Raw genomic sequence first — 12788 nt, 5'->3', positions numbered from 1 at the left:
CTCCCCGCCCACCCCACCGGCTTCACCGATTGCCCCGCCCGGCCCCGCCCTGCCCCCTACGCGGGCTTCTCTACGGGCTTCGCCCCCTCCATGCGCTGCGTCCCGTTCGTCCGCGCCGCGTGCGCTCCGCTCGTCCGCGCCGCCTGCATCCCGGCCGCCTGCTTCTCCGCCTTGGCCCGCGCCTCCGGGTGCAGCGCCGCCCCCGCCTCCAGCAGTCGCGGCAGCAGCTCCGGACGGGTCGTCAGGGCCTGGAACATCAGCGTGACCGTTACCGCGTGGCCGGGCCGGTGCACCGCCTCGACGGCATCCCCGGCGCGGATCTCGCCCGGCTCCAGGACCCGCAGATACGCGCCGGGCACCGCGGCCCGGGTGAACCGTTTGATCCAGCCCGGTTCGCCGAGCCACTCCTGGAACGTCCGGCACGGGATCCGCGGCGAGGTCACCTCCAGAAGCAGCCGCGGTCCCACCCGCCAGCGCTCGCCGATCAGGGCGCCGCTGATCTCGACGCCCCGGGTGGTGAGGTTCTCGCCGAAGGCCCCGTTGGGCAGCTCGCGGCCCAGTTCCCGTTCCCAGCCGTCCAGATCCTCGCGGGCGTAGGCGTAGACGGCCTGGTCGTTCCCGCCGTGGTGGCGCGTGTTGACCACCGCATCGCCCGCGAGCCCGCTGGCCCCGACGCCCTTCGGCCCCGGGGCGGTCACCGTCACCGGGCCGTCGGTCGGCCGTTTGTCGATCCCCGTGCCGCCGGTCGGCCTATGCGCGGTGGGCGCGGGGCGCCCCAGATTCACCGTCAGCAGCTGCATGGCCTGCTCCTTACGCCGCTGCCTGCTCATCTTTGCCACGCTAAGCGCTGACGCCGCGGACGGCTCATCCGGTGCGCCAACCGAAGCCCCCGGCGGAAGCGCGGACCGAAGCGCCGGCGGTGGTGCGCGCCGGGCAGCCGCCGCACGCGCCGTGCCGATCGCCGCCGGAGCCGCCGCCCCCTTCGCGGCCCCCCTCGCCGCCCCTTCCACCGTCCGACCGGCCGGCCGTAGCGCCGTCCGAGCCGCCACCCCGTCCCCGCGCACCACCTCCCGAGCCGCCACCCCTGGCGCCACCCGAGCCGTCGCCCGGCCCACCACCCCAGCCGCCATCCCACAGACAGTGCCCCAAGTCCCAGCCCCGCACAGCCCGGACACCCGGAAGCCGCCCCCGTTCCCTTCACCGGGCCTTTCACCGGGCTTCCCCTCAAAGACTGCGGCCAATTTCTCATCATCTATCCAAGATTCGCTTATACTGGTCCCATGATCGAGGCCCGCCACCTCCGCGTCCTGCGCGCCGTGGCCCACACCGGCTCCTTCTCCGCCGCGGCCCGCGAGCTCGGCTGCACCCAGCCCGCCGTCAGCCAGCAGATGAAGGCCCTGGAGCAGGCCGCCGGCACCCCGCTCCTGATCCGTACGGGCCGCGAGACCCGGCTGACCCAGGCCGGCGAGGCCCTCGTACGGCACGCCGCCGGCATCCTGGCGGGGCTGACCGCCGCCGAGGAGGAGGTCGCGGCCATCGCGGGCCTGCGCGCGGGCCGGGTGCGGCTGGTGTCGTTCCCGTCCGGCAGCTCGACGCTGGTGCCGACCGCGCTCGCGAAGATGCGGGCCGCGCACCCCGGTACGCGGGTCTCGCTGGTCGAGGCCGAACCGCCCCGCTCGATCGAGATGCTGCGCAACGGCGACTGCGAGATCGCGCTGGCCTTCCGCTACCCGGAGGTGCGCGGCGCGGATCCGGCTGCCGGGGCGGAGTGGGACGACCTGGTGGTCCGGCCGATCCTCAAGGACCGGCTGACGGGGCTGGTCCCGGACGGCCACCGGCTGGCCGGTGCCGCGTCGGCGGGCTTCGCCGATCTGGCCGGCGAGCCGTGGATCGCGGGCTGTCCGCGCTGCCGACGGCATCTGGTCGAGGTCTGCGAGAGCGCCGGCTTCACGCCCCGTATCGACTTCGCGACGGACGACTATCCCGCGGTGATCGGCCTGGTCGGCGCGGGTCTGGGCGTTGCGGCGCTGCCCGAGCTGACCCTGGCGTCGGTACGGCCCAAGGGGGCCACCACGCTGCGGATGGAGCCGGCCGTGCACCGCGAGATCGTCGCGCTCACCCTGCCGGATCTGGCGCGGGTCCCGGCGGTCGCCGCGATGCTCGATCAGCTGGCGGACGCCGCGGGGCACGGGCGCTGACGGGGGCGGACGGGCGCCGTCGGGCCGGTGGGGGAGCGGTACGGCGGGGCGAGCGGCGGGGGCGGCCGCGCCGTCCGGAAGCGCGCAGGCGCAAGAAGGTGTCGGGCCGGGTCTCAGGCCCGGTTGCGGGATCGGCCATGGGCTCGGCCGTCGGGTCCGGACGTCACGTCCGGGTCGCCATACCTGTGCGGGAATGTCTCTGCGGGAATGTCTCTCTGCGGGGGTGTCTCTGTGCAGGAACGTTTCGTCGTCATGGGTGCGCCGCAGACGGTCAGCCGCCGTTCACGTCGCTCATACCGCCCGGGCCGGTCATGGAGGTCGCGGGGATCAGCCGGTGCCGGGCCCGGCCCATGAGCTCCTCGCGTTCGTCCTCGGTCAGTCCGCCCCAGACCCCGTAGGGCTCGCGGACCGCCAGGGCATGCGCCGCACACTCGGCCCGCACCGGGCAGCGCATGCACACCTCCTTCGCCGATGTCTCACGCGCGCTGCGGGCCGCTCCGCGCTCACCTTCCGGGTGGAAGAAGAGCGAGCTGTCCACGCCGCGGCAGGCGGCGAGGAGCTGCCAGTCCCAGAGGTCTGCGTTCGGGCCCGGGAGGCGGGAGAAATCTGCCATTGCTTGTCCCCTCGAAGCGATGCTGATTCGGGCTCGGTGCTCAGAACGTACATCTACCGTCTAAGTAGATGTAAATATGACTCATTGCGAATCTAGTCGCAGACTCCTCAAAAATGGAAGCAAGAGAGCCAAATAGGGCATAGGGTGCACGCGCGGGTGCCGGTCGTCCCTGATGCCGTCTGCGTATCCGGCTCCTCACGGAGCGTGCTGAATACGGTCAGCGAAGCCGTAACTCTTTCGAGTGACCGTCGTTGAGTGTGCGGAGGCGATTGGCAGAGGTAGCCCTCGGGCAGGTGTCCGAGGGCCGTCAATCGCACAGGTGACGATACGTACCAGCCTGGAGGCTCAAGGTGACGCGCATCAGCTGCGGAGGGCGGTCATGACATCCGTCCTCGTCTGCGACGACTCCCCGCTTGCCCGAGAGGCGCTCCGTCGGGCGGTTGCGACCGTGCCCGGCGTCGAGCGTGTGACGACCGCGGCCAACGGCGAGGAAGTCCTCCGCCGCTGGGGCGCCGATCGTTCGGACCTGATTTTGATGGACGTACGGATGCCCGGACTCGGCGGTGTCGAGACCGTGCGCCGGCTGCTGTCCGCCGACCCCGGCGCCCGGATCATCATGCTCACGGTGGCCGAGGACCTCGACGGTGTCGCGCTCGCGGTCGCCGCCGGTGCCCGCGGCTATCTGCACAAGGACGCCTCGCGCGCCGAGCTGCGGGCCACGGTGACCCAGGCGCTGGCCGACCCCACCTGGCGGCTCGCCCCGCGCCGGCTGCGGTCCGCCGAGATGGGTGCCGCGCCCACGCTGACGGCGCGCGAGATCCAAGTCCTGGAAGGCATGAGCCACGGCCGCTCCAACGCCGAGATCGGCCGCGAGCTGTTCCTGTCGGAGGACACGGTCAAGACCCACGCCCGGCGCCTGTTCAAGAAGCTCGGCGCCTCGGACCGCGCCCATGCGGTGGCGCTGGGATTCCGCTGGGGACTGGTGCGCTGAACCCGCGGTCGCGCCGACGCCGCAGTGGTGACGCAGCGGTGAAGTGGTGACCGTGACGTACCGATCTGACGTACTGATCTGACGTAGCGATCTGCTGTGCAAACGGGGTTACGGCACTCACCCGCCGACCGGGTGGCGACCGTCGTAACCCCGCCGCGTCGACGCCCGGCGCCGAAACCTCACGGGATGCCGCATCCTTGAGGTGTGACTCCTCCCCGGCGGAGGCCGGGGCTTCTCACTCGGCCAGAAGAGACCTCATGACGGACAAGCCCTGCCCGGCGCCGTACGGCACGCAGCCAAGCTACCGGCGGGGGCTCGCGGTCGGTATGGGTACAACCCGAACGGGGGAGGCGTGGAACGTGAGTGCTAGCACGACGGCTCGTAACGGTTCGGGGCACAACGACGGGGGTGCTGCCACTGATCGTCCGGCCCCAAGGCACCATGGACCGATGCGCGATGACGGGAATCAGGGGATCGGCGATCTCGTCGCACGCGCCGTCGAGGGCGACCAGCGGGCCACCCACGACCTTCTCGCCCATGTGCATCCGCTCGCGCTGCGCTACTGCCGTACCCGGCTCTCGCGGCTGCCGGGTGACGCCCGGCACTTCGTCGAGGACCTCGCCCAGGAAGTCTGCGTCGCGGTCCTGTGCGCGCTGCCGCGCTACCGCGACACCGGAAAGCCCTTCGAGGCGTTCGTCTTCGCCATCGCCGCGCACAAGGTCGCCGATCTCCAGCGGGCCGCGATGCGGCATCCCGGCAGTACGGCCGTGCCCTCCGACGAGATGCCCGAGCAGCCCGACGATTCGCTGGGCCCCGAGGAGCGGGCGCTGCTGAGCAGCGATGCCGAGTGGGCCAAGAAACTGCTGGCCAACCTGCCGGAGAACCAGCGCGAGCTGGTCCTGCTGCGGGTCGCCGTCGGGCTCACCGCCGAGGAGACCGGGCAGATGCTGGGGATGTCGCCCGGTGCCGTACGCGTCGCCCAGCACCGTGCGCTGAGCAGGCTGCGGGCGCTGGCCGAGCAGTAACCCGACCCCGGGGCGCGGCGCGATTCCACCGTAGAAATCCACAAGTGATGAGCCCCTCATCCACCGTGGAATCGGACACTCCTCCAGGCCGTTAGCATGGGAGTCCGCGCTGAGGCAAGAGCATTGGGGAAGGTGTCATGAGTGACAACGTCGAGGGTATGCCCGCCAAATTCGCCATGCTCGGGCTGACATACGACGATGTCCTGCTGCTGCCCGGCGCATCGGAGGTGCTGCCGAACGCGGTGAACACCGCCTCCCGGGTTTCGCGGAACGTCACGGTCAACATCCCGCTGCTGTCGGCGGCCATGGACAAGGTCACCGAGGCGCGGATGGCCATCGCCATGGCGCGGCAGGGCGGCGCGGGCGTCCTGCACCGCAACCTGTCCATCGAGGACCAGGCCAACCAGGTCGACCTGGTCAAGCGCTCCGAGTCCGGCATGGTCACCGACCCGATCACGGTCCGCCCCGACGCCACGCTCGCCGAGGCCGACGCGCTGTGCGCCAAGTTCCGCATCAGCGGCGTCCCGGTGACGGACGTGGCCGGCAAGCTGCTGGGCATCGTCACCAACCGCGATATGGCCTTCGAGATGGACCGCGGCCGTCAGGTCCGCGAGGTCATGACGCCGATGCCGCTGGTCACCGGCAAGGTCGGGATCTCCGGCGACGCCGCCATCGACCTGCTGCGCCGCCACAAGATCGAGAAGCTGCCGCTGGTCGACGACAACGGCGTGCTCAAGGGCCTGATCACGGTCAAGGACTTCGTCAAGGCCGAGAAGTACCCGAACGCCGCCAAGGACGCCGAGGGGCGGCTGGTCGTCGGCGCCGCGGTGGGCGTCGGCGACGCCGCGTACGACCGGGCGCAGGCGCTGGTCGAGGCCGGTGCGGACTTCCTCGTCATCGACAGCGCGCACGGCCACAGCCGCGGCATCCTCGACATGATCTCCAAGGTCAAGTCCAACATCACCGTCGATGTCGTCGGCGGCAACGTCGCCACCCGGGACGGCGCCCAGGCGCTGATCGACGCGGGTGTGGACGGTGTCAAGGTCGGCGTGGGCCCCGGCTCGATCTGCACCACCCGCGTGGTCGCCGGCATCGGCGTGCCGCAGGTGACGGCGATCTACGAGGCCGCGCAGGCGTGCGGCGACGCGGGCGTCCCGCTGATCGGCGACGGCGGCCTCCAGTTCTCCGGCGACATCGCCAAGGCCATCGCGGCCGGCGCGGACACCGTCATGCTGGGCTCGCTGCTGGCCGGCTGCGAGGAGTCGCCCGGCGAGATGGTCTTCATCAACGGCAAGCAGTTCAAGTCGTACCGCGGTATGGGCTCGCTGGGCGCGATGCAGTCCCGCGGCCAGGCGCGCTCCTTCTCCAAGGACCGCTACTTCCAGGACAACGTGCTGTCCGAGGACAAGCTCGTCCCCGAGGGCATCGAGGGCCAGGTCCCCTACCGCGGCCCGCTCGCCTCGGTCGCCCACCAGCTCGTCGGCGGCCTGCGCGCCTCCATGGGGTACGTCGGCTCGGCCGACATCCCCGAGCTGAAGGAGAAGGGCCGCTTCGTCCGCATCACCAGCGCGGGCCTCAAGGAGAGCCACCCGCACGACGTCCAGATGATCACCGAGGCGCCGAACTACGCCCGGGGCTGACACCGCGATTTTCCAGGACCCGCGACCGGACGGTCGCGGGTCCTGCCGCGTCAGGGATACTGGGGGCGTATTCCGTAGGAAGGGCCAAACACAGTGACTGAGATCGAGATCGGACGCGGCAAGCGCGGCCGCCGGGCATACGGCTTCGACGACATCGCCGTCGTACCGTCTCGCCGCACCCGCGACCCGAAGGAGGTCTCGATCGCCTGGCAGATCGATGCCTACCGCTTCGAGCTGCCGTTCCTGGCGGCTCCCATGGACTCGGTGGTCTCCCCGCAGACCGCCATCCGCATCGGTGAGCTGGGCGGCCTGGGCGTCCTCAACCTCGAGGGCCTGTGGACCCGCTACGAGGACCCCGAGCCGCTGCTCGCGGAGATCGCGGAGCTGGACGGCGCGGTGGCCACCAAGCGGCTCCAGGAGATCTACGCCGCGCCGATCAAGGAAGAGCTGATCGGGCAGCGGATCAAGGAGGTGCGCGACTCCGGCGTCGTCACCGCCGCCGCGCTCTCCCCGCAGCGCACCGCCCAGTTCTCCAAGGCGGTCGTGGACGCGGGCGTCGACATTTTCGTCATCCGGGGTACGACGGTCTCCGCGGAGCACGTCTCCTCGGCCGCCGAGCCGCTGAACCTCAAGCAGTTCATCTACGAGCTGGATGTCCCGGTCATCGTCGGCGGCTGCGCCACCTACACCGCGGCCCTGCACCTGATGCGTACCGGCGCGGCCGGTGTGCTGGTCGGCTTCGGCGGCGGCGCCGCGCACACCACCCGTAACGTCCTGGGCATCCAGGTCCCGATGGCGACGGCTGTGGCCGATGTCGCGGCCGCGCGCCGCGACTACATGGACGAGTCCGGCGGCCGCTACGTCCACGTCATCGCCGACGGCGGCGTGGGCTGGTCCGGCGACCTGCCCAAGGCCATCGCGTGCGGCGCGGACGCGGTGATGATGGGCTCCCCGCTGGCCCGTGCGACCGATGCGCCGGGCCGCGGCCACCACTGGGGCATGGAGGCCGTCCACGAGGACGTCCCGCGCGGCAAGCGCATGGACCTCGGCGCGGTCGGCACCACCGAGGAGATCCTCTGCGGTCCTTCGACGACCCCCGACGGCTCGATGAACTTCTTCGGCGCCCTGCGCCGGGCGATGGCCACCACCGGCTACTCCGAACTGAAGGAGTTCCAGCGGGTGGAGGTCACGGTGGCGCCTTCGCAGCACAAGCGCTGAGGGGCCGGTCTCCCGTAGGGGGACGGTTCGACGGGAAGAGCCCGGACTGCTCATGCGGTCCGGGCTCTCGCCTTGTGCCCACATGGCTCATGCACGGTGGGCCTTCCGGCCCTCGCGACATCGGCTCATGGGTGGGAGAAGGGGTGAGGGAAGGGGATGGCGTCATGCGTTCAAGGAAAGCCACGATGCGACGCGTGGTTGTTGCGGTCTGTGCCGCGCCCCTCCTCGCCGTGTCGGCTGCCGGTGCCGTCAGTGCGGTGGGCGCTTCCTCGTCGACATCATCCGCATTCGCCTCCGCGTCATCGTCCGCATTTCTGGTGCCTCGTTGCGCGGCCCCGGCGTGCCCGTCGGACAACACGAACCCCGGCGGCAACGGGGGCAGTTACCACGGCGGCGATTGGCCTCCAGGCCACGGCAACACATGCATCAATGTGGACTTCAAACGGCACGCGTATTGCGGACCCTATTTCCTCCAACACTCCGCCTACCACCACCACAGAACCGCGTAGCGACAAGCGCTGAATCACCGTGTCGCGCCCTGAGTCGGGGGCCGGTCACAGCCGATGCGCCGCCCCCGTGGGCGTCGCTCCCCGCGTGTCCAGCAGCAGTTGGGCCTTGACGGCCAGGCCCTGGAGGTCGTAGGTGCGGTGGGGCTGGAGGAGGACCGTCAGGTCGGCGGCGGCCGCGGCCTCGTAGAGGGAGTCGGCCCGGGGGACGGGGCGGTCGAGCAGGCGCCACTGGGGGACGTAGGGGTCGTGGTACGTGAGGTGGGCGCCCAGTTCGCGGAGGCGGGAGCCGATCTCGCGGGCCGGGGAGGCCGCCTGGTCGCCGATGTCGGGCTTGTAGGTGACGCCGAGGAGCAGGATGCGGGCGCCGCGGGCGGATTTGCCGTGTTCGTTCAGGAGGGTGGCGCAGCGCTGGATGACATAGCCCGGCATCCGGCCGTTGACCTCCTGGGCGAGTTCGACCATGCGCAGCGGGTGGCTCGGTGAACGCCCCTTGTGGGACAGGTGGTGCGGATCGATCGGGGTGGCGTGCCCGCCGACGCCCGGTCCAGGGCGGAAGGTCTGGAAGCCGAACGGTTTGGTCTCGGCGCAGCGGATGACGTCCCACAGGTCGACGCCGATGTCATGGCAGAAGACCGCCATCTCGTTCATCAGGGCGATGTTGACGTGCCGGTAGTTGGTCTCCAGCAGCTTGGACGTCTCGGCCTCGCGAGGGCCGCGGGCCCGTACGACCTTGTCGGTGATCCGGCCGTAGAAGGCGGCGGCGGCCTCGGTGCAGGCGGGGGTGAGGCCGCCGATGACCTTGGGGGTGTTGCGGTAGCGGTGGATGCGGTTGCCGGGGTCGTGGCGGCTGGGGGAGCAGGCGAGGTGGAAGTCGCGGCCGGCGGTCAGGCCGGAGCCCTCTTCGAGGAGGGGGCGCAGGAAATCCTCGGTGGTGCCCGGATAGGCGGCCGATTCCAGGATGACGGTGGTGTGCGGGCGCAGCCGTGCGGCGAGGGTGCGGGCCGCCTCCGCGATGCCCGTCAGGTCCAGCGCGCGGTCCGTGCCGAGCGGGGTGGGCGCGCAGATCACGGCCGTACGGACCTTGCCGAGGGTGGCGGGGTCGGCGGTGGTGCGGAAGCCGGCCGCGAGGAGCCGGCGGATCTCGGTGGCGGACAGGGGTCCGTCGGCGCCCGAGGGAGTGGCGGCGTGCGGATCGGGGTCGTAGCCGAGGGTGCCGATGCCGGCGGCGGTGGCGGCTTGGGCGAGGGGGAGGCCGAGGTGGCCGAGTCCGATGACGGCGAGGTCCGCGGGCATGTCTGCTGCCGTCCTTCCCGAGCGACTGCGAATAACGCATAAGTAGACTAAGCCGACATTTGACCCAGAATAGGGATTGGTGGATCAAGGGGGCGGGGTGTTGCCGTAACGAGCGGAGCGGGGATACCGGCAGGGAGCGCCTGTCCCCGGCATCGCCGCCACGGCGAAAGGCGGGCAGGCACCGATCACGCAGGCACCGATCACAGCGGGAGGCACTGGTGAAGACAGCGACACTGGGACCGGCGCAGCGTGCCGAGGCACTCGCTCGAATGGCCGAGCGGGAGTTGGACATCCTGGTCGTCGGCGGCGGGGTCGTCGGCGCGGGGACGGCCCTGGACGCGGCGACCCGAGGCCTGGCCACCGGACTGGTCGAGGCGCGCGACTGGGCCTCGGGCACCTCCAGCCGCTCCAGCAAGCTCATCCACGGCGGCCTGCGCTATCTGGAGATGCTGGACTTCGCCCTCGTACGGGAGGCGCTCAAGGAACGGGGGCTGCTGCTCCAGCGGCTGGCGCCCCATCTGGTCAAGCCCGTGCCGTTTCTCTACCCGTTGCAGCACCGCGGCTGGGAGCGCTGGTACGCGGGCTCCGGCGTCGCCCTCTATGACGCCATGTCGGTCTCCTCCGGCCATGGCCGCGGGCTGCCCGTCCACCGCCATCTCTCCCACAAACGGGCGCTGCGCGTGGCGCCCTGCCTCAAGAGCGATGTGCTGGTGGGCGCGCTCCAGTACTACGACGCCCAGATGGACGACGCCCGCTATGTGGCGACGCTCGTGCGCACCGCCTCCGCGTACGGCGCGCACTGCGCCAACCGGGCGCGGGTGGTGGGCTTTCTGCGCGAGGGTGAACGGGTGGTCGGCGCGCGGGTGGAGGACGTCGAGACGGGCGGCGCCTACGCCGTCCGGGCGCGGCAGATCGTCAACGCCACCGGGGTGTGGACCGATGACACCCAGGCGCTGATCGGTGAGCGCGGACAGTTCCACGTACGCGCCTCGAAGGGAATTCACCTGGTCGTCCCCAAGGACCGGATCCACTCCACCACCGGGCTCATCCTCCGTACGGAAAAGAGCGTCCTGTTCGTCATCCCCTGGGGACGGCACTGGATCATCGGGACGACGGACACCGACTGGGACCTCGACAAGGCGCATCCGGCGGCCTCCAGCGCCGATATCGACTATCTGCTGGAACACGTCAACTCCGTGCTGGCCATACCGCTGACCAGGGACGACGTGGAAGGCGTCTACGCCGGGCTGCGGCCGCTGCTGGCCGGCGAGTCGGATGCCACCAGCAAGCTGTCGCGGGAGCACACCGTGGCACACCCGGTGCCGGGGCTGGTCGTGGTGGCGGGCGGCAAGTACACGACGTACCGGGTGATGGCCAAGGACGCCGTCGACGAGGCGGTGCACGGCCTCGACCAGAGGGTGGCGGAGTGCGTCACGGAGGACGTCCCGCTGGCGGGCGCGGAGGGCTACCGGGCGCTGTGGAACGCCCGCGCCCGCATCGCGGCCCGCACCGGCCTCCATGTCGCCCGTATCGAGCACCTCTTGAACCGCTTCGGCGCGCTCGCCGAGGAGGTGCTGGAACTGGTGGTGGCCGACCCCTCACTGGGCGAACCGCTCGCCGCCGCGGACGACTATCTGCGCGCCGAGGCCGTCTACGCCTGCACCCACGAGGGCGCCCGGCATCTCGACGACGTCCTCACCCGCCGCACCCGCATCTCCATCGAGACCTTCGACCGCGGCACCCGCAGCGCCCGCGAGGTCGCCGAGCTGATGGCCCCCGCGCTGGGCTGGGACAGCGCCCAGATCGAGAAGGAGATCGCGCACTACGAGAAGCGGGTCGAGGCGGAGCACGAATCGCAGCGGCAGCCGGACGATCTGACGGCGGATGCGGCGCGGCTGGGGGCGCCGGACATCGTGCCGCTGTGAGGGCGGCGCGGGCGGGCGCGAAGGCGGACCGGCCTACGCGTCCGCCCGGCAGAACTCCGCCTCCAGCAGGGCCGTCCCGTGCGCCGGGCGGGCCAGGGAGTCGGTGTTGACGCGGTAGCTGACCAGATGCCGTCCGTCGGCGGTGCCCACGGTTTCGGCGAAGGAGCCGTTGATGTCGCCGTTGTGGCCCCAGACGGTGACGCCGCACGGAAGCCTGGTCGCGTACAGCCCGAGGCCGTAGGTGCCGCCGGTGCCCTGCTCGTCGCGCATCTCGGCCATCTGGCGCGGTGCCAGGAACGTGCCGCTGAGCAGGGCGGCGAAGAAGCGGTTCAGATCGTCGAGGGTGGTGACCATCTCGCCCGCCGCGCCCGCCAGGCTCGGGTCGAGGAAGGTGCTGTCCACCTCCCGGCCGCCGATCCGCGAGTAGGCCCGGCCGTGCGGCCGCGGCAGCGCCGGGTCGTGGCCTGGGAAGGAGGTGTCGTCGAGTCCGGCGGGCAGAAGGATGCGCCGGCGGATCTCCGTGGCGTACGAGTGGCCGGTGACGCCCCGGATGATCAGCCCGAGTACCAGGTAGTTGGTGTTGGCGTACGAGTACCGGGCGCCCGGCGCCGCCACCGGGCGGTGTCGTAGCGCGAGGCGCAGGAGCTGGACGGGGGTGTGGGGGGCGTAGCGGTGGACGTCGAAGCCCGTGCCGTGCATCTGCCGGGCGAACCACCGGTCCTGGGTGTAGTTGAACAAACCACTCGTATGGTCCAGCAGCTGGCGGACGGTCACCTTCCGCAGATCGCTGTGCCCGCCCGGTGCGCGGTGCGGGGTCCCGGGCGGCAGATGGGCGCTCGCGGGGTCGTCCAGGGACAGTTTCCGCTCGGCGACGAGTTGCAGGATCACCGTCGCGACCAGAGTCTTGGTGAGACTGCCGGCCCGGAAGTGGTCGAAGCGGTCCATCCGGCGGCCGGTGCGCAGATCTGCGACGCCGGCGGTGGAGAACCGTGAGGCCCAGAACCGGCCGTCGCGGGTGATGAGGGAGGCGGCGCCCGGCGCCCCGTCGTGCACCAGGACGCGCAGCGCGGGCACCGTCGTGGCGGGCGGCTGACGCACCGTCGCCGACGCGACGTTGCGGGTGTGTACCCGCCCGGCACACCCCGTCAGGAACGGCACCAGGACGGCCAGTGCGGCGATCCAGGTGAGCGCGGCGTACAGGGGGGACGCGGTGGTCAGGGCGGCCGGTGCGGTCGGTGCGGCTCGGTGGGGCGAGCGCCTCGTCATGCGGGACTCCCGTTCGTCGCTGCCATCATGGCGCGTGCGCGTCGTCCACCGGAAAAGGAACGGAACCCGAACCGTGAGCGATCGGTGAGCGATATGTGAGCGCTCCGAGG

The 12788-nt window shown here is 71.3% G+C and carries 10 protein-coding genes; 6 read left to right on the top strand and 4 right to left on the bottom strand.

All coding sequences use genetic code 11. The annotated features are described in order from the left end of the window. Nucleotides 1-56: 56 nt before the first annotated feature. Nucleotides 57-800, bottom strand: a complete 744-nt coding sequence (locus B1H19_RS18275) for an MOSC domain-containing protein (RefSeq protein WP_083105751.1) — start codon at nucleotides 798-800, stop codon at nucleotides 57-59. A gap of 480 nt (nucleotides 801-1280) precedes the next feature. Here B1H19_RS18275 and B1H19_RS18270 point away from each other — a divergent pair, with 480 nt between their 5' ends. Next, on the top strand, nucleotides 1281-2198 hold the full coding sequence (locus tag B1H19_RS18270) for a LysR family transcriptional regulator (RefSeq protein WP_083105750.1): 918 nt from the start codon (nucleotides 1281-1283) through the stop codon (nucleotides 2196-2198). 271 nt (nucleotides 2199-2469) lie between these two features. Here the strand turns inward: B1H19_RS18270 and B1H19_RS18265 are convergent, their stop codons facing one another. Next, nucleotides 2470-2811 (bottom strand): WhiB family transcriptional regulator, encoded by a 342-nt coding sequence (locus tag B1H19_RS18265; protein WP_030062846.1) that lies wholly within the window; start codon nucleotides 2809-2811, stop codon nucleotides 2470-2472. 379 nt (nucleotides 2812-3190) lie between these two features. On the opposite strand from B1H19_RS18265, the gene B1H19_RS18260 reads away from it, so the two are divergent. From B1H19_RS18260 to B1H19_RS18245, 4 genes are all read left to right on the top strand, one after another. Further along, entirely contained in the window at nucleotides 3191-3802 is a 612-nt protein-coding gene (locus B1H19_RS18260) for a response regulator transcription factor (protein ID WP_003948568.1), read from the top strand. 449 nt (nucleotides 3803-4251) lie between these two features. Further along, nucleotides 4252-4827 (top strand): sigma-70 family RNA polymerase sigma factor, encoded by a 576-nt coding sequence (locus B1H19_RS18255; RefSeq protein WP_030062845.1) that lies wholly within the window; start codon nucleotides 4252-4254, stop codon nucleotides 4825-4827. Between the two features lie 137 nt (nucleotides 4828-4964). After that, nucleotides 4965-6467, top strand: a complete 1503-nt coding sequence (gene guaB / locus B1H19_RS18250) for an IMP dehydrogenase (protein WP_083105749.1) — start codon at nucleotides 4965-4967, stop codon at nucleotides 6465-6467. A 93-nt stretch (nucleotides 6468-6560) separates the two neighbouring features. Beyond that, complete coding sequence (locus B1H19_RS18245; protein WP_083105748.1) at nucleotides 6561-7685, top strand: GuaB3 family IMP dehydrogenase-related protein; 1125 nt, start codon at nucleotides 6561-6563, stop codon at nucleotides 7683-7685. A gap of 554 nt (nucleotides 7686-8239) precedes the next feature. Here B1H19_RS18245 and B1H19_RS18240 read toward each other — a convergent pair. After that, on the bottom strand, nucleotides 8240-9487 hold the full coding sequence (locus tag B1H19_RS18240) for a nucleotide sugar dehydrogenase (RefSeq protein WP_083105747.1): 1248 nt from the start codon (nucleotides 9485-9487) through the stop codon (nucleotides 8240-8242). Nucleotides 9488-9705: 218 nt separating this feature from the next. On the opposite strand from B1H19_RS18240, the gene B1H19_RS18235 reads away from it, so the two are divergent. Continuing rightward, complete coding sequence (locus B1H19_RS18235; protein ID WP_083105746.1) at nucleotides 9706-11412, top strand: glycerol-3-phosphate dehydrogenase/oxidase; 1707 nt, start codon at nucleotides 9706-9708, stop codon at nucleotides 11410-11412. A 33-nt stretch (nucleotides 11413-11445) separates the two neighbouring features. On the opposite strand, the gene B1H19_RS18230 is transcribed toward B1H19_RS18235, so the two are convergent. Beyond that, complete coding sequence (locus tag B1H19_RS18230; protein ID WP_083105745.1) at nucleotides 11446-12678, bottom strand: serine hydrolase domain-containing protein; 1233 nt, start codon at nucleotides 12676-12678, stop codon at nucleotides 11446-11448. Nucleotides 12679-12788 lie beyond the last annotated feature (110 nt).

Source organism: Streptomyces gilvosporeus, assembly GCF_002082195.1.
GTDB lineage: Bacteria > Actinomycetota > Actinomycetes > Streptomycetales > Streptomycetaceae > Streptomyces > Streptomyces gilvosporeus.
Note: the sequence above shows the minus strand (reverse complement) of the source record. Positions and strands in the feature narration are given on the sequence as shown.

What these genes read in the sequence shown, in the direction of transcription:
- B1H19_RS18240 (WP_083105747.1), bottom strand. Translation starts at nt 9,487, where the DNA reads ATGCCCGCGGACCTCGCCGTCATCGGACTCGGCCACCTCGGCCTCCCC.
- B1H19_RS18255 (WP_030062845.1), top strand. Translation starts at nt 4,252, where the DNA reads ATGCGCGATGACGGGAATCAGGGGATCGGCGATCTCGTCGCACGCGCC.
- B1H19_RS18275 (WP_083105751.1), bottom strand. Translation starts at nt 800, where the DNA reads ATGCAGCTGCTGACGGTGAATCTGGGGCGCCCCGCGCCCACCGCGCAT.
- guaB (WP_083105749.1), top strand. Translation starts at nt 4,965, where the DNA reads ATGAGTGACAACGTCGAGGGTATGCCCGCCAAATTCGCCATGCTCGGG.
- B1H19_RS18230 (WP_083105745.1), bottom strand. Translation starts at nt 12,678, where the DNA reads ATGACGAGGCGCTCGCCCCACCGAGCCGCACCGACCGCACCGGCCGCC.
- B1H19_RS18265 (WP_030062846.1), bottom strand. Translation starts at nt 2,811, where the DNA reads ATGGCAGATTTCTCCCGCCTCCCGGGCCCGAACGCAGACCTCTGGGAC.
- B1H19_RS18270 (WP_083105750.1), top strand. Translation starts at nt 1,281, where the DNA reads ATGATCGAGGCCCGCCACCTCCGCGTCCTGCGCGCCGTGGCCCACACC.
- B1H19_RS18260 (WP_003948568.1), top strand. Translation starts at nt 3,191, where the DNA reads ATGACATCCGTCCTCGTCTGCGACGACTCCCCGCTTGCCCGAGAGGCG.